Source organism: Serratia sp. SA088 (assembly GCF_049065515.1).
Lineage (GTDB): Bacteria > Pseudomonadota > Gammaproteobacteria > Enterobacterales > Enterobacteriaceae > Serratia > Serratia nematodiphila.
The window spans coordinates 168,573-191,373 of the sequence record NZ_JBAKGW010000008.1; the positions used below are offsets into that span (position 1 = coordinate 168,573).

Consider the following 22,801-nt stretch of genomic DNA (forward strand, 5'->3'; position numbering starts at 1 on the left):
CGAAGGGCGCGTAAGCGCCCCATTCGCAGGCGGTGCCTGCGATTAACCGACCAAAAGAGATTCGCTGTGAAAGTGTTGACTGTTTTCGGCACCAGGCCTGAAGCCATTAAAATGGCGCCGCTGGTACATGCACTGGCTCAGGATGAAGCCTTTGAATCAAGAGTCTGTGTAACGGCACAGCATCGCGAGATGTTGGATCAAGTATTGCGGTTGTTTGAGATTACGCCGGATTACGACCTGAACATCATGAAACCCGGCCAGGGGCTGAGTGAAATCACCTGCCGCATCCTGGAGGGATTGAAGGGCGTGCTGGAGGAATTCAAACCGGATGTGGTGCTGGTGCACGGCGACACCACCACGACGTTGGCGACCAGCCTGGCGGCGTTCTATCAGCGCATTCCCGTCGGGCATGTCGAGGCCGGGCTGCGCACCGGCGATCTTTACTCTCCCTGGCCTGAAGAGGCTAATCGCAAGCTGACTGGCCATCTGGCGATGTATCATTTCGCGCCGACCGAAAACTCGCGCAAAAATCTGCTGCGCGAGTCGCTGCTGGATAAGCATATTTTCGTGACCGGCAACACGGTGATCGACGCGCTGTTCTGGGTGCGCGATCGGGTGATGAGCCATGCCGCGCTACAGGCCGATCTGGCGCAGCGCTACCCCTACCTAGACGCCACCAAGAAATTGATCCTGGTCACCGGCCATCGTCGCGAAAGCTTTGGCGGCGGTTTTGAACGAATTTGCAGCGCGTTGGCGGAAATTGCCCGTACCCATCCGGAAGTGCAGGTGGTGTATCCAGTGCACCTCAATCCGAACGTCAGCGAACCGGTTAATCGCATTCTCAAGGGCATCGACAATGTCATGTTGATCGATCCCCAAGACTATTTGCCTTTTGTCTACCTGATGACCAAGGCTTATATGATCCTCACCGATTCCGGCGGCATTCAAGAAGAGGCGCCATCGTTAGGCAAACCGGTGCTGGTGATGCGCGACACCACCGAACGTCCGGAAGCGATAGATGCGGGCACGGTGCGTCTGGTCGGCACCGATGTGGCCAAAATTGTTGAAGCGGTGACCCGGCTGTTGACGGACGAAAGCGAATATCACGCGATGAGTCGGGCGCACAACCCATACGGTGACGGACATGCCTGTCGCCGTATCCTCGAAGCTTTAAAGAATCATCAGGTGAAACTATGAGTTTTGACACTATTTCGGTTATTGGCCTGGGTTATATCGGCTTGCCAACGGCGGCGGCGTTTGCTTCCCGCAAGAAAAAAGTGGTGGGTGTAGATGTTAACCAACATGCGGTAGATACCATTAACCGCGGCGCGATCCATATCGTTGAGCCGGATCTGGACAAAGTGGTCAAGGACGCCGTCGACGGCGGTTTCCTGCAGGCGGTGACCAAACCGCTGGCGGCCGATGCCTTCCTGATCGCGGTGCCTACGCCGTTCAAAGGCGATCACGAGCCGGATCTGGCCTATGTCGAAGCGGCGGCGAAATCGCTGGCGCCGGTGCTGAAAAAAGGCGATCTGGTGATCCTGGAGTCCACCTCGCCGGTGGGAGCCACCGAACAAATGGCGGAATGGCTGGCGCAGGCGCGCAGCGATCTCAGTTTCCCGCAGCACGCGGGTGAAGCGGCGGATGTGAATATCGCCTACTGCCCGGAGCGTGTGTTGCCGGGGCAGGTGATGGTGGAGCTGATTCAAAATGACCGCGTGATCGGCGGCATGACGCCGAAGTGCTCGGTGCGCGCCAGCGCGCTGTACAAGATTTTCCTCGAGGGCGAATGCGTGATCACCAATTCGCGCACCGCCGAGATGTGCAAGCTGACGGAAAACAGCTTCCGCGATGTGAACATCGCCTTTGCCAATGAACTGTCGCTGATTTGCGCCGAGCAGGGGATTAACGTCTGGGAACTTATCCGCCTGGCAAACCGCCATCCGCGGGTGAATATTCTGCAGCCGGGACCGGGCGTCGGGGGGCACTGCATCGCCGTCGATCCGTGGTTTATCGTGGCACAGAATCCGCAGCAGGCGCGCTTGATCCACACCGCACGCCTGGTGAACGACGGCAAACCGCTGTGGGTGGTCGACCGTGTGAAAGCGGCGGTGGCCGATTGCCTGGCCGTTACTGACAAGCGCGCGTCCGAGGTGAAAATTGCCTGCTTCGGCCTGGCCTTCAAGCCGAATATCGACGATTTGCGTGAAAGCCCGGCGGTAGAAGTCGCGCACCTGATCGCCGAATGGCACGCTGGCGAAACGCTGGCGGTGGAACCGAACGTCGAACAGTTGCCGAAGTCGCTGGCGGGCCATGTGACGTTGACGCCAATTGCTGAGGCGTTGCAGCAGGCCGATGTGATCGTGATGTTGGTCGATCACCAGCAGTTCAGGGCCATCCGGCCGGAAGAGATCAAGCAAACCTGGGTGGTTGATACCAAAGGAGTTTGGCGTTGAAACGTATCTTCGTTTGCCTGGAAGAGTGTGTTTGGCGTAATGACTGTCTGAATGATGACGGCGTGAAATGCGCCGTTGAGCCGCTGTCCAAAGCCAGATATGGCAAATATTTACTGGATCTATTGCATGCGCGTCCACGCCAGTATTGAGCCTTTAGCGTGGGAAAGCGAGTTTTTCGCGCTCAACAGCGCGAAGCTCAGTTTCTCGCCCTCGGCTCCGGCGCTTGCCAAGGCCGATGTGGCGGCTTACGCCCTGGTGCAGGCCAAGATCCCCGCGCAGCACGTTGCGTTGGCGGATGGTTTGGCCGATTTGGGATTCCGATTGGTTGAGGGCGAAGTCGATTTTGTTTTGGACCTCGATGTCGGGCGAGCGGATGAGCCGAGTCACGGCACACAAGCGATTCGTCAGGCGACCGCGGCCGATATTCCGGCATTGCGCGCCGCAGCGGCGCAAGTTTTCAGCGCCAGCCGATTTCGCGCGCCCTGGTATCAACCTGACGACAGCGGCCGGTTTTATGCCCTGTGGATCGAAAAAGCCGTCTTAGGCACTTTCGACCGCCAGTGTCTATTAGCGCTGGATAGTCAGGGACGCCCTGAAGGCTTCGTCAGCTTGCGCGACATTGGCGAGAGCGAAGCGCGCATCGGCCTGTTGGCGGCGTTTCCCGGCGAGATGGGCAAGGGCACAGGTTCGCGCTTGATGAACGCCGCCAAAGAGGCCTGCCGGCACCAGGGTGTGCAGCGCCTGCGGGTCGCGACCCAGACAGGCAATATCGCCGCATTACGACTCTATCAACGACAGGGTGCCGTGATTGAAAGCACCGCGTACTGGCTATACAGAGGTAGACATGATTCCATTTAACGCTCCACCGGTTGTTGGCACTGAACTGGAATATATGCAGGCTGCCATGGGCAGCGGCAAATTGTGCGGCGACGGCGGTTTCACCCGTCGCTGCCAGCAGTGGATGGAACAGCGTTTCGGCTGCGCGAAAGTGCTGTTGACGCCTTCCTGCACCGCGTCGTTGGAAATGGCCGCCATCCTGCTGGATATCCAGCCGGGTGACGAAGTGATCATGCCGAGCTTTACCTTCGTTTCCACCGCCAACGCCTTTGTGCTGCGCGGTGCCAAAGTGGTGTTCGTCGACCTGCGTCCGGACACCATGAACATCGACGAAACCAAAATCGAAGCGGCGATCACCGATAAAACCCGCGCGATTGTGCCAGTGCACTATGCCGGCGTTGCCTGCGAGATGGATACCATCATGGCGCTGGCGAAGAAATATAACCTGTTCGTAGTGGAAGACGCCGCGCAGGGCGTGATGTCGACCTACAAAGGCAAGGCACTGGGCACCATCGGCCATATCGGCTGCTTCAGCTTCCATGAAACCAAAAACTACACCGCCGGCGGCGAAGGCGGCGCGACGCTGGTGAACGATCCGGCCCTGATCGATCGGGCGGAAGTCATCCGTGAAAAAGGCACCAACCGCAGCCAGTTCTTCCGTGGCCAGGTCGATAAATATACCTGGCGCGACATCGGTTCCAGCTATCTGATGTCTGACCTGCAGGCCGCCTACCTGTGGGGCCAGTTGGAAGTGGCGGAGCGCATCAACCAGCGCCGTTTGGCACAGTGGCAGAAGTACTACGACAGTTTCCTGCCGTTGGCGAAGGCCGGACGCATCGAGCTGCCGAGCTTACCGGCAGATTGTGTGCACAATGCGCACATGTTCTATATCAAGCTGCGCGATATTGACGATCGCACGGCTTTCATCAGTTATCTGAAGGAAGCCGAGATCATGGCGGTGTTCCACTATATCCCGCTGCATGACTGCCCGGCCGGTGAACGCTTTGGCCGCTTTGCCGGTGAAGATCGTTACACCACGCAGGAAAGTGCGCGCCTGGTGCGCTTGCCGCTGTTCTACAATATGTCTGATGTCAATCAGCGTACGGTAATCAATACCATCCTGAGCTTCTTTGCCTGATATGTCGTTGGCAAAAGCATCGATATGGACCGCCGGCTCCACGCTGATCAAAATTGGCGTGGGGCTGTTGGTGGTGAAACTGCTGGCGGTGGCGTTTGGCCCCAGCGGCGTAGGGCAGGCGGGTAACTTTCGCCAGTTGATCACCGTGCTGGGCGTGCTGTCCGGCGCGGGCATTTTTAACGGTATAACCAAATACGTGGCGGAGTACCATCAGGATCCGCAGCGTTTGCGCCTGGCGGTCGGTACCGCATCGAGCATCGTGCTGGGTTTTTCGACCTTGCTGGCGCTAGTGTTTCTGTTCGCCGCCGAACCGATCAGCATCGGGCTGTTCGGGCATGCCGAGTACGTCGGCGTGGTGCGCGCCGTCGCTTTCATTCAGATGGGCATCGCCTACGCCAACCTGTTCATGGCGGTGCTTAAAGGCTATCGCGATGCGATGGGCAATGCGCTGGCGGTGATCGGCGGCAGCCTGATCGGCGTGGTGGCTTATTACCTGTGTTTCAAGCTGGGCGGCTATGAAGGCGCGCTGGCGGGGCTGGCGCTGGTGCCGGCGTTGGTGGTGGTGCCGGCCGGGCTGATGCTGTGGCGGCGCAAAACGTTGCCGCTGCGCTACCTGGCTCCGCGCTGGGACAAAGGGGTGGCCGGCAACCTCGGCAAATTCACCCTCATGGCGTTGATCACCTCGGTGACGCTACCGGTGGCCTACGTGATGATGCGTAACCTGTTGGCCGCGCATTACGGTTGGGATGAAGTGGGGATTTGGCAGGGCGTCAGCAGCATTTCCGATGCTTATCTGCAGTTTATCACCGCCTCGTTTACCGTCTATCTGCTGCCGACGCTGTCGCGGTTGACGGACAAGGGCGCCATCTCGCGGGAGATCGTGCGCTCGCTGAAATTCGTGCTGCCGGCGGTAGCGGCGGCGAGCTTTACGGTGTGGTTGCTGCGTGATTTCGCCATCTGGCTGCTGTTCTCGGACAAATTCGTCGCTATGCGCGATCTGTTTGCCTGGCAGCTGGTGGGCGACGTGCTGAAAGTCGGGGCTTATGTGTTCGGCTATCTGGTGATCGCCAAAGCGTCGCTGCGCTTCTATATCCTGACGGAAGTCAGCCAGTTTCTGCTGCTGACGCTGTTCTCGCACTGGCTGATCCCGCTGCATGGCGCGCTGGGAGCTGCTCAGGCCTATATGGCAACCTACATCGTGTATTTCGCGCTCTGTAGCTGCGTGTTTCTTATTTATCGTAGACGAGTATGACCACACTGATTCACGTTCTGGGATCCGATATCCCGCATCATAACCAGACGGTGCTGCGCTTCTTCAACGACGTGCTGGCGCCGCGTCTGCCGGTTGAGCAGACGCGGCATTTTATGGTGGCGGCCAAGGATGTGGCGGCACTGGGGGATTTCCCCGCCCTGGACATAAAGCCCTACGCGGACAAGAAGAGCCTGGCGGCGGCGGTGATCGCCCGCGCCCAGGCCGATCGCGAGACGCGCTTCTTCCTGCACGGCCAGTTCAATCCGGGGCTGTGGCTGGCGTTGCTGAGCGGCAAGATCAAGGCGCGTCAGGTCAGTTGGCATATTTGGGGCGCCGATTTGTATGAAGACGCCACCAGCTGGAAATTCCGGCTGTTCTATCTGCTGCGCCGCATTGCGCAGGGGCGGGTGGGGAATGTGTTTGCTACTCGCGGCGACGTGATTCACTACCAGCAGCGCCATGCGCGGGTGCCGGCCTCGCTGCTGTACTTCCCGACCCGCATGGATCCGGCGCTGACCGACGTTCACGTCGAGAAAAATCTGGCCGGGCCGATGACGGTTCTGGTGGGCAACTCCGGCGATCGCAGCAATCGGCATATCGAAGCGCTGCAGGCGATTCATCAGCAGTTCGGCGCCAACGTGCGCGTGATCCTGCCGATGGGCTATCCGGCCAATAACGACGCCTACATCGAGCAAGTGCGCGTCGCCGGGTTGCCGCTGTTCGGCGAGAAAAACCTGCAGCTGCTCACGCAGCAGGTGGCGTTTGAGGACTATCTCAATATTTTACGCGCCTGCGATCTGGGCTATTTCATTTTCAATCGCCAGCAGGGGATTGGCACCCTGTGCCTGCTGATTCAGTTCGGCGTGCCTTTTGTGCTCAGCCGGCAAAACCCGTTCTGGCAGGATCTGGCGGAACAGCACCTGCCGGTGCTGTTCTACGGCGATTCGCTGGACGAGGCGGTGGTGCGCGAAGCGCAGCGTCAGCTGGCGGCGGTGGATAAACAGGCGATCGCCTTCTTCAATCCGAACTATGTCGACGGTTGGCAGCAAGCCTTGGCGTTGGCGGCGGGAGAGCACTCATGACGTTGGCGCAATTCGGCGGCTTATTCGTCGTCTATCTGGTCAGCCTGACGTTTATCCTGACGCTGACCTATCAGGAGTTTCGGCGCGTGCGCTTTAACTTCAACGTCTTATTCTCGTTGTTGTATTTGCTGACGTTTTATTTCGGCTTCCCGTTGACCTGTCTGCTGGTGTTTCAGTTTGACGTCGAGGTGGTGCCGGTGGAGTTTCTGTTGTACGCCCTGCTGTCGGCGACGGCGTTTTACGCCATCTATTACGTCACTTACAAGACTCGGCTGCGCAAGCGCCGCACTCAGCCGCGCGCGGCGCTGTTCACCATGAACCGGGTAGAGACTCATATGACCTGGGTGCTGCTGGCGCTGGTGGCGATCGGCACCGTTGGGATCTTCTTCATGCAGAACGGCTTCCTGCTGTTCAAGCTCAATTCCTACAGCCAGATCTTCTCCAGCGATGTGTCCGGCGTGGCGCTCAAGCGTTTCTTCTACTTCTTCATTCCGGCGATGCTGGTGGTCTATTTCCTGCGGCAGGATCTGCGCGCCTGGTTTTTGTTCCTGGTGGCGACGGTGGCGTTCGGTATTCTGACCTACGTGATCGTCGGCGGCACCCGTGCCAATATCATCATCGCTTTCGCGCTGTTCCTGTTTATCGGCATCGTGCGCGGCTGGATCACGCTGTGGATGCTGGCGGCGGCGGGCATATTCGGCGTGGTCGGCATGTTCTGGCTGGCGTTGAAGCGCTATAGCCTGGACGTCAGCGGCGCGGAAGCGTTTTATACCTTCCTCTACCTGACCCGCGATACCTTCTCGCCGTGGGAAAACCTGGCGCTGCTGCTGCAAAATTACGACAAGATCGATTTCCAGGGCCTGGCGCCGATCTTGCGTGATTTCTACGTCTTTATCCCAACCTGGCTATGGCCGGGCCGGCCGGACGTGGTGCTGAACTCGGCCAACTATTTCACCTGGGAAGTGCTGAACAACCACTCCGGGCTGGCGATTTCGCCGACGCTGATCGGTTCGCTGGTGGTGATGGGCGGCGCGCTGTTTATCCCGCTCGGCGCGATTCTGGTGGGCATGATCATCAAGTGGTTCGACTGGCTGTATGAGCTGGGCAAAACAGAGCCGAACCGCTATAAGGCGGCCATTCTGCAGGGGTTCTGCTTCGGCGCGGTGTTCAACATGATCGTGTTGGCGCGTGAAGGGGTGGACTCATTCGTGTCGCGCGTGGTGTTCTTCTGCATTATTTTCGGCGCCTGTCTGGTGCTGGCGAAGTTGCTGTATTGGCTGTTCGATACCGCCGGGCTGATCAAGGCCAGAGTGACGCGTGCCCGCGCGCTGGCGTCTCCGCCTCGGGCCAACGGTCTTTTGTAAGGGTAATGAGAACGATGGAAACAAAGATTTCGGTGCCGCAGTATGAGCTGCGCGGTTTCAGCCTGTGGGGCTTTCGCGATATGGCGCATTGCATGGACTTTCTGTTCGACGGCGGCCGGGTCAAACAGGGCACGCTGGTGGCGATGAATGCGGAAAAGATCCTGAAGGCGGAAGAGGACCCGGCGCTGCATGCGTTGCTGGATGAAGCGGAGTACAAGTACGCCGACGGCATCAGTATGGTGCGCTCAATTCGCCGCAAATACCCGGCGGCGGATGTGTCGCGCGTCGCGGGCGCCGATCTGTGGGAAGCGTTGATGCAGCGCGCCGGCCGCGAAGGCACGCCGGTCTTCTTGGTCGGCGGCAAGCCGGAAGTCTTGGCGGAAACCGAGCAGAAGCTGCGCAGCCAGTGGAATGTCAACCTGGTGGGCAGCCAGGACGGCTATTTCAAACCGGATCAGCGAGAAGCGCTGTTCGAGCGTATTCGTGCCAGCGGCGCCGCTATCGTGACGGTGGCGATGGGATCGCCGAAGCAGGAGATCCTGATGCGCGACTGCCGCAAGGTGCATCCGCAGGCGCTGTATATGGGCGTGGGCGGCACCTACGACGTTTTTACCGGGCATGTGAAGCGTGCGCCCAAGGTGTGGCAGAACCTTGGTCTGGAATGGCTCTACCGCCTGCTCAGCCAACCCAGCCGCATCGGCCGTCAGTTGAAGCTGTTGAAGTTTGTCGGCTACTACTACAGCGGCAAGATGTAACCCCTCATCCGGGGTGGAAAGTGCTGTTCCGCTCCGGACTGCTGTACCAATAATCTGCTTTTGTGCGTTTCTCCCGCATATCTATAACCCTCGGCCCTAAACGCCGCCGCATTTATTCCATAAAGTTTTAAATTGCGGTTTGCTTATAGCGGCGAAATGCGAAACGATACCGCCCGGAAATTATCCCTGGCCGCTGAAGCCTGATGCGACAGCGCTGAACGATGTCCTTCTCACGGTAACTTCGCTCCGACTACCCGTTGATGCCAGTCCGATCGGCAGGGGATGATTTATTCTTTTAATAATGACAATAACGACCGGCAGCGGCCGGCAGGCAAACACAACCCGAGAAAAATTATTGAGGATTTATGGCACACAAAGAGAAACCGCAAGGGCTACACCGGGGTCTTGAGGCCCGGCACATCGAGCTTATCGCTCTGGGGGGCACCATCGGCGTCGGCCTGTTTATGGGCTCGGCCAGTACGCTGAAGTGGGCGGGGCCATCGGTGCTGCTGGCTTACATCATCGCCGGGCTGTTCGTATTCTTCATTATGCGTTCGATGGGAGAAATGCTGTTCCTTGAGCCGGTCGCCGGGTCGTTTGCCGTTTACGCGCATAAGTACATGAATCCCTACTTCGGTTATCTGACCGCCTGGGGCTACTGGTTTATGTGGATTGCCGTCGGCATTTCTGAGATCACCGCCATCGGGGTGTATGTGCAGTTCTGGTTCCCGGAAATACCGCAGTGGGTGCCGGCGCTGATTGCCGTGGCGATGGTGGCGCTGGCCAACCTGGCGGCGGTGCGCCTGTATGGGGAGCTGGAGTTCTGGTTCGCCATGATCAAGGTCACCACTATCATCGTGATGATTCTGGTGGGGCTGGGGGTGATCTTCTTCGGCTTCGGCAACGGCGGTGAACCTATCGGTTTCGCCAATTTGACGGCGCACGGCGGTTTCTTTGCCGGCGGCTGGAAAGGCTTCCTGTTTGCGCTGTGCATCGTGGTGGCGTCCTATCAGGGGGTTGAGCTGGTGGGCATCACCGCCGGGGAAGCCAAGAACCCGCAGGTGACACTGAAACGCGCGATCAACAATATCCTGTGGCGCATCCTGATCTTCTATGTCGGCGCGATCTTCGTCATCGTGACCATCTTCCCGTGGAACGGCATCGGCACCACCGGCAGCCCGTTCGTGCTGACCTTCGCCAAGATCGGCATCGTCGCCGCCGCCGGCATCATCAACTTCGTGGTACTGACCGCCGCGCTTTCCGGCTGCAACAGCGGCATGTACAGCGGCGGCCGCATGCTGTACGCCCTGGCCAAGAATCGCCAACTGCCGGCGGCGCTGACCAAGCTTTCCGCCAGCGGCGTGCCGGTCAACTGCATCGCCGTCACCATTGGCTGCCTGTTGGTGGGCTCCGCGCTGAACTACATCATCCCTAATCCGGAGCAGGTGTTCGTCTATGTCTACAGCGCCAGCGTGTTGCCGGGCATGGTGCCGTGGTTCGTGGTGCTGATCAGCCAGCTCTATTTCCGCCGCGCCCATAAGGAAGCGATCAAAAACCACAGCTTTAAGTCGATCATGTTCCCGTATGTGAACTATCTGACCATCGCTTTTCTGGTTTGCGTACTGGTCGGCATGGGAATCAACCCGGATACGCGAATTTCCCTGCTGGTCGGGGCGATTTTCTTAGCGGGCGTCAGCCTGTGCTACTTCGCTTTCGGCATGCATAAGAAACATCATCCGGCTGAAAATCGGGTAGAAACACGGCAATAAACGGTGAAAAGGGGCTACGGAGTGCGCTTTCCTGCGCAGGAGTGAGCAAAGCGTAATCAAACGCAACATTTCTGCGAAAAAGCACTAGACAGGATTGGCGTAAATCCGTAGTATCCCCTCCCGCAACGGCGCTACGCGCCCGTAGCTCAGCTGGATAGAGCGCTGCCCTCCGGAGGCAGAGGTCTCAGGTTCGAATCCTGTCGGGCGCGCCATTAAGTTTGTGCGCAGGAGCTGCGGTGGTAATATTACCGCGTGAGTAAGAAGAAGTAGTAATGGTGGCTATAGCTCAGTTGGTAGAGCCCTGGATTGTGATTCCAGTTGTCGTGGGTTCGAGTCCCATTAGCCACCCCACTTCCTGATGAAGTGAAGATTTAGCAGTATTTTGTGACAGTGCGAAGGTGGCGGAATTGGTAGACGCGCTAGCTTCAGGTGTTAGTGTTCTTACGGACGTGAGGGTTCAAGTCCCTCTCTTCGCACCACGCAAAATATCTGATAAATATAAGATTTATATGGACAACGGTCTGATAAATCGGGTAGTATGAGCAACACAAATCGGCGAGTAGCGCAGCTTGGTAGCGCAACTGGTTTGGGACCAGTGGGTCGGAGGTTCGAATCCTCTCTCGCCGACCACATTCGAAAAACCTGCTTTTTAAAGCAGGTTTTTTTTCGTCTGCAGTTTATGAGGATGAGTACCTCCGCAGGAGGAGCCTCGCGAAGCGAGACGAGAAGGCAGGCCCGCGCAGCAATGTGCGGGCTTTTTGCATCCATGAGGGCTGGCATCTTGTGCCTGCCTGTGAGCATGTTGGTTTTCAGCGACATGACCATCCAGCGCTGTCGTCAGGTTGAGACAAATAATTTATTGATTTTAAAAGATAAAAATGGATTTGACTTAAGCCGTCGTTTTGAAGCGACATTCTTATAACGGCCGCTGGCATGGAATGCCAGGGAGAGGTATCAGGCAGGAAGGGTGGGGAGGAAGTATAAATTATTTATATTTCAATGCATTGAATTAAATTTCCTATTGGAAATGGGCTCAATCTAAAAGTTGGCACGTCAAATGCATTATCTATAGCGTAGATGCTCATTCCACCTCTTATGTTCGCCTTAGGCTTCATAAACCCTGGGAATGACGCAGAGCCGATTTAGGGTGCCTATCGCCCACGAGAACGATGACTAACCCGTCATCACGCTCAGGGCAAAACGTTGAGTGAGGCACCGCCCCTGTTGTCCTAGACCTGATTGCTTCTTTATACACTTGCCATACGGCAAGTGTTTTTTTTTGCGCCACAGAAAACCCTGGGCAAAAAAAAGCGCGGCATCGGAGCCGCGCTTTTCTCACTTTGGCAGGGCGTTATTCGCCGCCGTTCTGTTTCAGCGTCAACATCAGTCCCTCACGTCGCATCTGCGCCGCTTCATCCGAACGATGCAGTTTTTCCAGCGTATCGGCCAACCAGGCGTAGTCGTAAGCATCCGGGCGCTGTTTCAACGCTTCGCGGAAAGCGTCGGCCGCTTGCTGCCACTCGCCGTGCTTCATCAGCAGTTGCCCCAGCGTGCTGTTCAGCAGCGGCGTCGCGCCGTGTTGCTTCATCTGCTGACGCAGCGCTTTTTCCAACTGCTCGGGGTTGCCGGACTTCAGCCGCGGCAGCAACAGCACCAGGCGCTCGTCATATTGGCGCTTCAGGCTGTCGAGCACAATCTCCTGCGCCAGTTCGTGGTCGTTGCATTCGATCAGGTGCTCCACCATCGCGATTTGCAGCGGCACTTCGTGACGCGTCTTGCGGCTCTGATCTTTCCACCAGCGCTTCAGGCCTTCGCTGCCTTCGTCCGCCATCGCCTGATTCATCAGCCCGATATAAGCCTGTTGCTGCAATGCCTGCAGCTGCTCTTCACTGTGCAGCTCGATTTTACGCATCGACGGCAGCACTTCCAGCAGCGACGCGTAGGCGCCGGTGCGCAGATAGGCTTGTTCCGCCAGGCGCAACACTTCCGGATGGCGCGGCGCCTGGTTCAGCAGGCGATCGACGCCGTGGCGCGCGGCATGGTTCTCGCCCTGCGCCAGCTGGATGCGAACCCGGGTGATATCCACCGGCAGCTGATCGGTATCGGCGGCTTCAGCGGCGCGCTCCAGATATTGGTTGGTACGGAAGTCATCGCCGCGTTGTTGTGCGGCCTCGGCGGCCAGCAGGTAGTTCACCACCGGTTGCTCAGCGTGATCGGCGTTGCGCGTCATCAGCTTTTCAACCTGCTTGTAGTCGCCTTCCGCCAGTTTGATCAGCGCGGCTTTGGTTTGCTGGCGCGCGCGGGTGCGCTTGCGGCCGATAAACCAGCCGCGCGTGCGGGCGCCGGTACGGAAGATACGGCGCAGGATCCATTCGATCGCCAGCAGCACCACGAACAGCAGCACCAGCATGATCACCAGGCCGGTGACGCTGGTTTCAATATTGTAATTATCGGTCTGGATCAGCACATAGCCCTGATGCCCGGCTAACATCGGCCCGAGCACCACGCTGGCGATCACCACCAGGAACAGAAATAGCACGCGTAACATGGCTTAACCCTCCTGGTGAGCGGCAGGGGACTGGGTCATCAGGTTGCGCACCCGGGTCTGCATCACTTTTTCCAGCAGCGGCTGGCTCTTCAGCTGATCCGGCACATCCATCGAGATCGACTGTTGGCTCAGGTTATCCAGCTCTTCAAGGAAGGCCTTGGTCGCCGGGTCGGTGGTGTCGAAATAGGCGCGCACCCAGGTAGAGACGGTTTCCAGCGACTGCTTGTAGGTCTCGTTCTGATGGCGCGGGATGGCCTGTGCGGCCACCAGCAGGCGCGAACGAATGTTCTCGCGCAGGTAGATGTCCTGGTTCGGCGCCAGCAGCGGTTCGGCGCTGGTGTCGCGGCGGCGGATGGTGATGAAGTCGGTCATGAAATTGCGCCAGCTCTTGGCCAGGTTCTGCCGCCATTCGCCGATCGAGCCGGAGAGCTCGCTGCTGTTTTGATCCATCGGCGCTTCGTCGGTGTCGTTGTCCGCCAGGCGCAGGTTATCCACCTGATTGGACAGCTGATTGACCTTGAGGATGATGCCGTCGTAATCGACCTGGGTCAGCGTGGAAAGCGTGCTGATGTCTTCGGTAATGGCGCGGCGCACGTCGAGTAGGCTCGGATCGTTCATATCCGCCAGGCTGGCGTCGGCGCTTTTCAGCAGCGCGGCGGCGCTGGTCACATCCTGATCGCTCCACAGCTTGCGGCCGGCCATTTTCACCAGGAAATCGGCCTGCGCCAGCAGCCAGGTTTTGGCGTCGCTGCCGGAGATGGTCGCCACTTTTTCCTGCAGCTCGCTCAGTTGGCGCGCCAGATTCGCCTGCTCGCGATCGGCGGCGTCCAGGGTTTTACCCTGCTGCTGCAGCAGGCCTTCCAGCGCATTTCTTTCCTGCTGTTGGCTCTGCTTTACGCCTTCAAGCTGCTGTTGCAGCGCCTGATTGGCGGCGATCAGCTGTTGCGCCTGCTTGTGCGTGTGGTAATAGCCGCCCGCGCCGAGGGCGATGACCAGCACGATAGCGATCGCGCCGAGCACCGGGCCGGTGTTCTTGCCTTTGCGGCTGGCAGCGGCTGGCTGCTGGGAGCTCTCAACCGCGGTGGTTGGCTCTTCAACCGGGGCGGATGGGGTATTTTGTTCCGTCATAGTGGCACATCCCATAGTCAGATTATTGTAGCGCGCGGATCAGCGCGTCATTATCGGCGTTGTCAGCTACCCGAATCGTACGCCAGCCCAAGTCCCGGGCGAGGGTAGCCAGGCGTTCGCTCACTACTACCAGGCGGCAACGCAGCAGCCATGAAGAACGATAGTAATCAGGAACTAAAGTATAGAGCTGTTGTAACATTTCACCGCTGGTCACCACCAGCGTATCCACACCGGCGCGCTGCCAGTGGGCGCTTTGCTCGCTGCCGTCATAGTGCACCGGGCTGCGTTGATAGCATTCATAATAGCTGACGTCGGCGCCGCGCTCGCTCAGCGTCGACCCCAACAGTTCGCGGCCGCCGTTGCCGCGCAAAATCAGCGCGCGTTTGCCCGCCAGCTTTTGCAGCGCCGGCAGCAGCAGCAGCGTTTCGCTGATCTCGCGTTCGCGCGGGTACTCCACCGGCAAACTGCTGATGCGGTGCAGCGCCAGCCCGGTGGTGCGGCCGATGGCGTAATAAGCCAGGTGAGCGGGCCAGCTCAGCCCGGCGCGGCCGATAACCGAATCGGCATAACTCACCGAATGCTGCGACAGCACGAACACCAGATCGCCGGCGCTAAGCTGCTGCAACGCCTGCGGCAGCTTCGGCAGATCGCCGCCGGGGGCGAAGTCGATCAGCGGTGCATGATAGGCAACCCGGCCGAGTGCGCGTAGCCGGCTCACTAACAGCTCCCCCGAAGGCGATGGGCGGGTTACCAGGATCGTCATGCCGGCGGATTTCCCTGATAAACCTCGCGCAGGATCTCGCGCGCGCCGCGCGCCAGCAGCTCTTCCGCCAGCTCAACGCCCATCCGTTCGGCTTCGGCGGCCGGGCCGCGGCGTTCGCCGCGCACCATCTGGCTGCCGTCCGGCGCGCCGACCAGGGCGCGCAGCCACAGGCTGTCGCCATCCAGTTCGGCATAACTGCCGATCGGCACCTGGCAGCCGCCTTCCAGGCGGGTATTCATCGCCCGCTCGGCGCGTACGCGGGTTTCGGTGGCCGCATGGTTCAGCGGCGCCAGCAGCGCGCGGGTGACGCTGTCGTCGAGACGGCATTCAATGCCGACCGCACCCTGGCCGACCGCCGGCAGACACTCTTCGGCGCTCAGCGGGCTGCGGATGCGTTGCTCCAGACCTAAACGCTTCAGGCCGGCCACCGCCAGGATAATCGCGTCGTAGTCGCCGTTGTCCAGCTTGGCCAGGCGAGTGCCGACGTTGCCGCGCAGGTCGCGCACGATCAGATCCGGGCGGCGTTCACGCAGCTGGCACTGGCGGCGTAGGCTGGAGGTGCCGACCACGCTGCCCTGCGGCAGCTGATCGAGCGAGGCGAAACGATTGGAAACAAAAGCGTCGCGCGGATCTTCGCGTTCGCAAATGGTGGTCAAACCGAGCCCGGCAGGGAAATCGACCGGCACGTCTTTCATCGAATGCACGGCGATGTCGGCGCGGCCTTCCAGCAGCGCCAGCTCGAGTTCTTTAACAAACAGGCCTTTACCGCCGACTTTCGCCAACGGCGTATCCAGAATAACGTCGCCGCGGGTGACCATCGGCACCAACTCGACCTGCAGGCCGGGATGGCAGGCCATCAGACGTTGCTGCACATAATGTGCTTGCCAAAGAGCAAGCGGGCTTTGTCGGGTGGCAATTCGAATAATTTTGTCTAACATGCTTGTTACCGTTTTTATATTTCGCCATCCATCCTACCACTGAGAGCCAATACTGTCAGTGCAAGAAGCCGGAGGCGGAAAAAGGACAACGGAATCAAAGGGACGTGTGATGTGCTTTGGGGCAGTTAACACTGCGGGTAAATCGTTTAGGGAAGCGCTACAATAATTGTGAAGCGTTACCTCCTTTACGGTCAATCAGCAAGGTGTTAAATTGATCACGTTTCCAGCAATAAGTCGCCAAATATTCTTCTTACACTAACGGCGCTTATGGAATACGGGTTTTTTTCTAAACACCGGGATAATCAGGCGAGACGTCTTGTACCTCTACATCGAGACATTGAAGCAGAGACTGGATGCGATCAATCAGCTACGCGTCGATCGCGCCCTGGCGGCTATGAAGCCCGCGTTTCAACGGGTATACAGTCTGCTGCCCACCTTACTGCACCACCACCACCCGCTGATGCCGGGTTACCTGAACGGTAACGTTCCCCACGGCATTTGCCTCTACACGCCTGATGAAACTCAACAAGAATACCTGAACGATTTAGAAGACAAATGGGGCAGCCCGTTTGACAAACCGGCCAGCGGCGAGCTGCCGATCACCGGCGTCTATTCGATGGGCAGCACCTCGTCTATCGGCCAAAGCTGCAGCTCGGATCTCGACATCTGGGTCTGCCACCAGTCCTGGCTGGACAACGAAGAACGCACCCGCCTGCAGCAAAAATGCAGCCTGCTTGAGAAGTGGGCCGCCTCGATGGGGGTGGAGGTCAGCTTCTTCCTGATCGACGAAAACCGTTTCCGCCATAATGAAAGTGGCAGCCTGGGCGGCGAAGACTGCGGCTCGACGCAGCACATCCTGTTGCTGGACGAGTTCTACCGCACCGCGGTGCGCCTGGCCGGCAAACGCATCCTGTGGAACATGGTGCCGGGCGAAGAAGAAGCGCACTACGATGAATACGTGCTGTCGCTGTACGCGCAGGGCGCGCTGACGCCGAACGAGTGGCTGGATCTCGGCGGCCTGAGTTCGCTGTCGGCGGAAGAGTACTTCGGCGCCAGCCTGTGGCAGCTGTACAAGAGCATCGATTCGCCTTACAAGGCGGTGCTGAAGACCCTGCTGCTGGAAGCCTATTCCTGGGAATACCCCAATACCCAGCTGCTGGCGACGGACATCAAACATCGCCTGCACCAGGGTGAGATCGTCAGCTTCGGGCTCGACGCCTACTGCATGATGCTCGAGCGCGTGACCCGCTACCTGACCGACATCAACGACACCACCCGCCTCGATCTGGCCCGCCGCTGTTTCTACCTGAAAGTGTGTGAAAAGCTGTCGCTGGCCAAGGCCTGCGTCGGCTGGCGGCGCGAGATCCTCAGCCAACTGGTCAGCGAGTGGGGCTGGAGCGAAGAGCGTCTGGCGATGCTGGACAACCGCGCCAACTGGAAGATCGAGCGGGTGCGCGAAGCGCACAACGAACTGCTCGACGCGATGATGCAGAGCTACCGCAACCTGATCCGTTTCGCCCGCCGCAACAACCTCAGCGTCAGCGCCAGCCCGCAGGATATCGGCGTGCTGACCCGCAAACTGTATGCGGCGTTCGAAGCGCTGCCCGGCAAGGTGACGTTGGTGAACCCGCAGATTTCGCCGGACCTGTCGGAAAACGATTTAACCTTTATTCACGTGCCGGTTGGCCGCGCCAACCGCACCGGCTGGTACCTGTACAATCAGGCCCCGGCTATGGATTCGATCGTCAGCCATCAGCCGCTGGAATATAACCGCTACCTGAACAAGCTGGTGGCCTGGGCCTATTTCAACGGCCTGCTGACGCCGCAGACCCGCCTGCACATCAAGAGCGGCAACCTGTGCGATACCGCCAAGCTGCAGGAGCTGGTGGCCGACGTTTCCCATCACTTCCCGCTGCGCCTGCCGGCGCCGACGCCGAAAGCGCTGTACAGCCCGTGCGAAATTCGCCATCTGGCGATCATCGTCAATCTGGAAAACGATCCGACCGCCGCGTTCCGCAATCAGGTGGTGCACTTCGATTTCCGCAAACTGGACGTGTTCAGCTTCGGCCAGCAGCAGCAGTGTCTGGTGGGCAGCATCGATCTGCTGTACCGCAACTCCTGGAACGAGGTGCGCACCCTGCATTTCAGCGGTGAGCAGTCGGTGCTGGAAGCGCTGAAAACCATTCTCGGCAAAATGCATCAGGACGCCGCGCCGCCGGAGTCGGTGGAAGTGTTCTGCTACAGTCAGCACCTGCGCGGCCTGATCCGCACCCGTATTCAGCAGCTGGTATCGGAGTGCATCGAGCTGCGCCTGTCCAGCACCCGGCTGGAACCCGGCCGCTTCAAGGCGGTGCGCGTCGCCGGGCAGACCTGGGGGCTGTTCTTCGAGCGCCTGAGCGTGTCGGTGCAAAAGCTGGAGAATGCGGTGGAGTTTTACGGCGCCATCTCCAACAACAAGCTGCACGGCCTGTCTATCAAGGTGGAAACCGATCAGGTGCATCTGCCGCCGGTGGTGGACGGCTTCGCCAGCGAGGGGATCATCCAGTTCTTCTTCGAAGACACCTCAGACGACAAGGGCTTCAACATCTATATTCTGGATGAGTCGAACCGGGTGGAGGTGTATCACCACTGCGAGGGCAGTAAAGAAGAGCTGGTGCGCGACGTCAGCCGCTTCTACTCTTCATCGCACGATCGTTTCACCTACGGCTCCAGCTTCATCAACTTCAACCTGCCGCAGTTCTATCAAATCGTGCAGCTCGACGGGCGCACGCAGGTGATCCCGTTCCGCAGCAACGTGCTGTCCAGCCTGTGCGTGACGGTGGCCGACGGCGCCGCTCAGCCACTCAAACAGCAGTTCCAGCTGCATTGACGCCGCAAGGGCTCGGTGGCCGAGCCCCGCATTGCCTCAGGAAAAACGCAGTTCCTCACCGGCCTGCGCGCTGGCCGCTTCGCTGAGCAGCTGATAAAACGGCTGCCCGCTGCGATCGCATAACCAGACGCCGTCGCGGTAGTTGAAGTGGTAGCCGCCGGCCTTGGTGGCGAGCCACACCTGGTGCAGCGGCTCCTGGCGGTTGATGACAATTTTGGTGCCGTTTTCGAAGCTCAGCGTCATCACGCCGCCATTGGTTTCGTAATCGATGTCCGCATCGCCGTCAAAATCGTCCAGTGTCTCTTCAATATTCAGCATCAGCTGGTCGGCCAACTGGTGAAACTCGCTGTCGTTCATATTCAATTCCTATTGCTTTTCATGATCCACCTGCGATTATAGAGACCTTGGACGCATGAATTACAGGCATTAATGCAAATGAAAAAACAACTACGCTATGCGCTGATGGCAGTTCTGGTTACCGGCCTCGCCGGCTGTGGTCTGAAAGGCCCGCTTTACTTCCCGCCTGCCGACCCCGCCAGCCAGAAACCGGCCAAGCCGCCGGTGCAAACGGGCGATCAGGTGCAAAAGAACCAGCAGGAGCAGTCTGGCTCTCAGCAAAAACCGTCGATGGTTGACCAGTAACACCCTGTTTGCGGTGGCGAGCGCCGCCGTAAAATCAAGACGGATAGCGCGTCCAGATAGCGGAGTATGATATGCAGTTCTCCAAAATGCACGGTCTGGGCAACGACTTTATGGTGGTCGATGCCGTTACACAGAATGTCTATTTTTCACCTGAGCTGATCCGCCGGCTGGCCGATCGGCACCTGGGCGTCGGCTTTGACCAGATGCTGGTGGTAGAACCGCCTTACGATCCCGAACTGGATTTTCACTACCGAATTTTTAACGCCGACGGCAGCGAAGTGGCGCAGTGCGGCAACGGCGCGCGTTGCTTCGCGCGCTTCGTGCGGCTGAAAGGGCTGACCAACAAACGCGACATCCGCGTCAGCACCCAAACCGGGCGCATGGTGCTCAGCGTCACCGACGACGATCTGGTGTGCGTCAACATGGGTGAGCCGAATTTCGACCCGCAGGCGGTGCCGTTCCGCGCCGCCAAGGCTGAAAAGACCTACATCATGCGCGCGGCGGAACATACCGTGTTGTGCGGCGTGGTGTCGATGGGCAACCCGCATTGTGTTTTGCAGGTGGACGACGTAAACACCGCCAAGGTGGAGCTGCTCGGGCCGGTGCTGGAAGGGCATGAACGCTTCCCGGAACGGGCCAACATCGGCTTTATGCAGGTGGTCAGCCGCGATCACATCAAGCTGCGCGTTTATGAGCGCGGCGCCGGTGAAACGCAGGCCTGCGGCAGCGGCGCCTGTGCGGCGGTGGCGGTGGGGATCCAACAGGAATTGCTGTCAGAAGAAGTGCATGTAGAGCTGCCGGGCGGCAGCCTGCATATTCGCTGGAAAGGGCCGGGCAACCCGCTGTTTATGACCGGTCCGGCAACCCATGTCTATGACGGATTTATTCATCTATGAAAAGCGTAGAAGAACAGAGCGTCGCCGGCCTGGCGCTGGATGACGACACCGTGATGCAGTACCTGCTGCAGAACCCGGATTTCTTTATTCGCAACGCGCGCCAGGTTGAGCAGATGCGCGTGCCGCACCCGGTGCGCGGCACCGTTTCGTTGGTGGAATGGCATCTGGCCCGCCAGCGCAATCACATCGAACGGCTGGAAGAAGAGATCACGCTGCTGATGGAGCAGGCCAGCGCTAACGAAGGGCTGTTCGCCCGGTTGCTGCACCTGCAGGCCGATTTGGCCACCGCCGACAGCTTGCAGGACATGCTCAACCGGCTGCAGCGCTGGGCGCGCGGCTTCGGTTTGGCCGGCGCCACGGTGCGCCTGTTCGCCGAGCGCTGGAATATCGGCGCGCCTTCCGATTTCACCCATCTGGCGCTGACGCGTTCGGCGTTCGAGCCGTTCCGCATCCAGCGGCTGGGCAGCGAACAACACTACCTCGGCGGCCTGAACGGCCCCGAACTGCTGCTGCTGTTGCCGCAGGCCAAACAGATCGGCCAGATTGGTTCGGTGGCGCTGTCGATGCTTGGCGACGACGGCGAGCTGGGCATGGTGATCTTCAGCAGCCGCGATACGCAACACTATCAGCAGGGCATGGGCACGGTGATGCTCAATCAACTGGCGCGCATGCTGCCGGAACTGCTGGAACGCTGGATCGAACGCGCATGACGCCGATTGCGCCCAGCCTGCAGCAGCCGGTGGACGCTTTTCTGCGTTATCTCAAGGTAGAACGGCAACTCAGCCCGCTGACGCAGCTCAGCTATTCGCGCCAGCTGGCGGCGCTGATGCGCCTGGCGCAGGAGATCGGCGTCACCGACTGGACGGCGCTGGATGCCGCCCGGGTGCGCATGCTGGCGGCGCGCAGCAAACGCGCCGGCCTGCAGTCCGCCAGCCTGGCGCTGCGGCTCTCTTCGTTGCGCAGTTTCCTCGACTGGCTGGTCAGCCAAGGCGTGCTGCACGCCAACCCGGCCAAAGGCATCCGCACGCCGCGCAGCGGTCGCCATCTGCCGAAAAACATCGACGTCGATGAAATGAACCAGCTGCTGGAGATCGATCTCAACGATCCGCTGGCGGTGCGGGATCGCGCCATGCTGGAGGTGATGTACGGCGCCGGCCTGCGTCTCTCCGAGCTGGTGGGGCTGGATTGCCGCCATGTCGATATGGCGGCCGGCGAGGTGTGGGTGATGGGGAAAGGCAGCAAAGAGCGTAAACTGCCGATCGGGCGCACCGCCGTCACCTGGCTGGAACACTGGCTGGCGATGCGCGATCTGTTCGGGCCGGAAGATGACGCGATGTTCCTGTCCAATCAGGGGCGGCGCATCTCGACGCGCAACGTGCAAAAGCGCTTCGCCGAATGGGGCGTGAAACAGGGCGTCAACAGCCATATTCACCCGCACAAACTGCGTCACTCCTTCGCGACCCACATGCTGGAGTCGAGCGGCGATCTGCGTGCGGTGCAGGAGCTGCTCGGCCACGCCAACCTGACCACCACGCAAATTTATACCCACCTCGACTTTCAACATCTGGCGAACGTGTACGATGCCGCGCATCCGCGCGCCAAACGGGGGAAATCCTGATGCATTTTTATCGCCCGCTGCGCCCGCTGGCGGCGCTGACTTTCGATCTGGACGACACGCTGTATGACAACCGTCCGGTGATCCGGCAAACCGAGCAGCAGTCGGTGGCCTTCCTGCAGAGCTACCATCCCGGCCTGAACAGCTTCCAGTCGGCGGATTTCCACCGTCTGCGCCAGGAGCTGCGTGAGCAGGATCCGGAGATCTACCACGACGTCACCCAGTGGCGCTGGCGCGCCATTCATCTGGCGCTGAGCCGGCAGGGGCTGCGCGACGCCGAAGCCGCGATCGGAGCCGATGCGGCGATGCAAAACTTCGCGCTGTGGCGCAGCCGCATCGAGGTGCCGGAAGCGACCCACGCCACGCTGAAGGCGCTGGCCGCGCGCTACCCGCTGGTGGCGATCACCAACGGCAACGCCGATCCGGCGCAGTGCGGCCTGGACGGTTACTTCCAGTTCGTGTTGCGATCCGGGCCGGACGGGCGCGCCAAGCCGTATCAGGACATGTATCACCTGGCCGTCGAACGGCTGGGCGTGGCGCCCGGGCAGATCCTGCACGTGGGCGACGATCTGACTACCGACGTCGCCGGCGCGCTGCGCGCGGGGCTGCAGGCCTGTTGGATCAACGATCGGCAACGCTGCCTGATGCAGGCCGCCGACAGCCGCCTGCTGCCGCATATTGAGATTTCGCAGTTGGCATCGCTGACAGCATTGTTATAATCCCTGCCAGAACTCTGTATAAATTTCCAG

21 protein-coding genes, 4 tRNA genes and 1 pseudogene are annotated in these 22,801 nt (G+C 59.5%); 21 read left to right on the forward strand and 5 right to left on the reverse strand.

Annotated elements, in window-relative coordinates; all coding sequences use genetic code 11:
* Window positions 1–66: 66 nt before the first annotated feature.
* From wecB to ACOWVD_RS19930, 15 genes and pseudogenes are all read left to right on the forward strand, one after another.
* Window positions 67–1,197 carry a non-hydrolyzing UDP-N-acetylglucosamine 2-epimerase gene (gene wecB, locus ACOWVD_RS19860; protein WP_049242607.1) on the forward strand — a complete coding sequence of 377 codons (1,131 nt, stop codon included), beginning with the start codon at window positions 67–69 and terminating at the stop codon, window positions 1,195–1,197.
* Window positions 1,194–2,456, forward strand: coding sequence for a UDP-N-acetyl-D-mannosamine dehydrogenase (gene wecC / locus ACOWVD_RS19865; protein WP_197800701.1), 1,263 nt, complete (start codon window positions 1,194–1,196; stop codon window positions 2,454–2,456). The genes wecB and wecC overlap by 4 nt, the downstream gene beginning before the upstream one ends.
* 14 nt (window positions 2,457–2,470) lie before the next feature.
* Window positions 2,471–2,605: pseudogene (locus tag ACOWVD_RS19870) on the forward strand (glucose-1-phosphate thymidylyltransferase); the annotation flags it as partial.
* Window positions 2,583–3,314 (forward strand): dTDP-4-amino-4,6-dideoxy-D-galactose acyltransferase, encoded by a 732-nt coding sequence (rffC, locus tag ACOWVD_RS19875; RefSeq protein WP_049242630.1) that lies wholly within the window; start codon window positions 2,583–2,585, stop codon window positions 3,312–3,314. The pseudogene ACOWVD_RS19870 and the gene rffC, both read left to right, overlap by 23 nt.
* Window positions 3,301–4,431 carry a dTDP-4-amino-4,6-dideoxygalactose transaminase gene (gene rffA / locus ACOWVD_RS19880; protein WP_049242612.1) on the forward strand — a complete coding sequence of 377 codons (1,131 nt, stop codon included), beginning with the start codon at window positions 3,301–3,303 and terminating at the stop codon, window positions 4,429–4,431. The genes rffC and rffA overlap by 14 nt, the downstream gene beginning before the upstream one ends.
* 1 nt (window position 4,432) lies before the next feature.
* Window positions 4,433–5,683, forward strand: coding sequence for a lipid III flippase WzxE (gene wzxE / locus ACOWVD_RS19885; protein WP_049242614.1), 1,251 nt, complete (start codon window positions 4,433–4,435; stop codon window positions 5,681–5,683).
* Window positions 5,680–6,765, forward strand: a complete 1,086-nt coding sequence (locus ACOWVD_RS19890; protein WP_049242618.1) for a TDP-N-acetylfucosamine:lipid II N-acetylfucosaminyltransferase — start codon at window positions 5,680–5,682, stop codon at window positions 6,763–6,765. The genes wzxE and ACOWVD_RS19890 overlap by 4 nt, the downstream gene beginning before the upstream one ends.
* Window positions 6,762–8,129, forward strand: coding sequence for an ECA oligosaccharide polymerase (gene wzyE, locus ACOWVD_RS19895; protein ID WP_049242620.1), 1,368 nt, complete (start codon window positions 6,762–6,764; stop codon window positions 8,127–8,129). The genes ACOWVD_RS19890 and wzyE overlap by 4 nt, the downstream gene beginning before the upstream one ends.
* 14 nt (window positions 8,130–8,143) lie before the next feature.
* On the forward strand, window positions 8,144–8,884 hold the full coding sequence (gene wecG / locus ACOWVD_RS19900; RefSeq protein ID WP_004934224.1) for a lipopolysaccharide N-acetylmannosaminouronosyltransferase: 741 nt from the start codon (window positions 8,144–8,146) through the stop codon (window positions 8,882–8,884).
* A gap of 365 nt (window positions 8,885–9,249) precedes the next feature.
* Window positions 9,250–10,653 (forward strand): bifunctional threonine/serine APC transporter ThrP, encoded by a 1,404-nt coding sequence (gene thrP, locus ACOWVD_RS19905; RefSeq protein ID WP_004934226.1) that lies wholly within the window; start codon window positions 9,250–9,252, stop codon window positions 10,651–10,653.
* 135 nt (window positions 10,654–10,788) lie between these two features.
* Window positions 10,789–10,865, forward strand: a tRNA-Arg gene (locus ACOWVD_RS19910).
* A gap of 63 nt (window positions 10,866–10,928) precedes the next feature.
* Window positions 10,929–11,004, forward strand: a tRNA-His gene (locus ACOWVD_RS19915).
* 41 nt (window positions 11,005–11,045) lie between these two features.
* Window positions 11,046–11,132, forward strand: a tRNA-Leu gene (locus tag ACOWVD_RS19920).
* Between the two features lie 74 nt (window positions 11,133–11,206).
* Window positions 11,207–11,283 (forward strand) — tRNA-Pro (locus ACOWVD_RS19925).
* 55 nt (window positions 11,284–11,338) lie between these two features.
* Window positions 11,339–11,575, forward strand: coding sequence for a hypothetical protein (locus ACOWVD_RS19930; protein ID WP_421079873.1), 237 nt, complete (start codon window positions 11,339–11,341; stop codon window positions 11,573–11,575).
* A gap of 429 nt (window positions 11,576–12,004) precedes the next feature.
* Here the strand turns inward: ACOWVD_RS19930 and hemY are convergent, their stop codons facing one another.
* From hemY to hemC, 4 genes are read right to left on the reverse strand one after another with little or no spacing between them, the layout of a single operon-like run.
* The gene (hemY, locus tag ACOWVD_RS19935) at window positions 12,005–13,201 is read right to left on the reverse strand and encodes a protoheme IX biogenesis protein HemY (RefSeq protein WP_004934228.1); all 1,197 of its coding nucleotides are present in this window, start codon (window positions 13,199–13,201) and stop codon (window positions 12,005–12,007) included.
* 3 nt (window positions 13,202–13,204) lie between these two features.
* Window positions 13,205–14,329, reverse strand: coding sequence for a uroporphyrinogen-III C-methyltransferase (gene hemX, locus ACOWVD_RS19940; RefSeq protein WP_049241577.1), 1,125 nt, complete (start codon window positions 14,327–14,329; stop codon window positions 13,205–13,207).
* A gap of 22 nt (window positions 14,330–14,351) precedes the next feature.
* Window positions 14,352–15,092 (reverse strand): uroporphyrinogen-III synthase, encoded by a 741-nt coding sequence (gene hemD, locus ACOWVD_RS19945; RefSeq protein WP_049241578.1) that lies wholly within the window; start codon window positions 15,090–15,092, stop codon window positions 14,352–14,354.
* Entirely contained in the window at window positions 15,089–16,030 is a 942-nt protein-coding gene (hemC, locus tag ACOWVD_RS19950; protein WP_004934233.1) for a hydroxymethylbilane synthase, read from the reverse strand. Before hemC ends, hemD begins: the two co-directional genes overlap by 4 nt.
* Before the next feature lie 316 nt (window positions 16,031–16,346).
* On the opposite strand from hemC, the gene ACOWVD_RS19955 reads away from it, so the two are divergent.
* Window positions 16,347–18,899, forward strand: coding sequence for a class I adenylate cyclase (locus tag ACOWVD_RS19955; protein ID WP_004934235.1), 2,553 nt, complete (start codon window positions 16,347–16,349; stop codon window positions 18,897–18,899).
* Between the two features lie 36 nt (window positions 18,900–18,935).
* On the opposite strand, the gene cyaY is transcribed toward ACOWVD_RS19955, so the two are convergent.
* Complete coding sequence (gene cyaY, locus ACOWVD_RS19960) at window positions 18,936–19,256, reverse strand: iron donor protein CyaY (protein WP_015376263.1); 321 nt, start codon at window positions 19,254–19,256, stop codon at window positions 18,936–18,938.
* Window positions 19,257–19,334: 78 nt separating this feature from the next.
* Here cyaY and lptM point away from each other — a divergent pair, with 78 nt between their 5' ends.
* The 5 genes from lptM to yigB all read left to right on the forward strand — a co-directional run bounded on the left by lptM (window position 19,335) and on the right by yigB (window position 22,771).
* The gene (gene lptM, locus ACOWVD_RS19965; RefSeq protein WP_004934241.1) at window positions 19,335–19,541 is read left to right on the forward strand and encodes an LPS translocon maturation chaperone LptM; all 207 of its coding nucleotides are present in this window, start codon (window positions 19,335–19,337) and stop codon (window positions 19,539–19,541) included.
* Between the two features lie 71 nt (window positions 19,542–19,612).
* Window positions 19,613–20,437, forward strand: coding sequence for a diaminopimelate epimerase (dapF, locus tag ACOWVD_RS19970; protein ID WP_015376265.1), 825 nt, complete (start codon window positions 19,613–19,615; stop codon window positions 20,435–20,437).
* Entirely contained in the window at window positions 20,434–21,147 is a 714-nt protein-coding gene (locus tag ACOWVD_RS19975; RefSeq protein ID WP_004934247.1) for a DUF484 domain-containing protein, read from the forward strand. Before dapF ends, ACOWVD_RS19975 begins: the two co-directional genes overlap by 4 nt.
* The gene (gene xerC / locus ACOWVD_RS19980) at window positions 21,144–22,055 is read left to right on the forward strand and encodes a tyrosine recombinase XerC (protein WP_033654013.1); all 912 of its coding nucleotides are present in this window, start codon (window positions 21,144–21,146) and stop codon (window positions 22,053–22,055) included. Before ACOWVD_RS19975 ends, xerC begins: the two co-directional genes overlap by 4 nt.
* Window positions 22,055–22,771, forward strand: a complete 717-nt coding sequence (gene yigB, locus ACOWVD_RS19985) for a 5-amino-6-(5-phospho-D-ribitylamino)uracil phosphatase YigB (RefSeq protein ID WP_015376267.1) — start codon at window positions 22,055–22,057, stop codon at window positions 22,769–22,771. Before xerC ends, yigB begins: the two co-directional genes overlap by 1 nt.
* The last annotated feature ends 30 nt before the right edge of the window (window positions 22,772–22,801 follow it).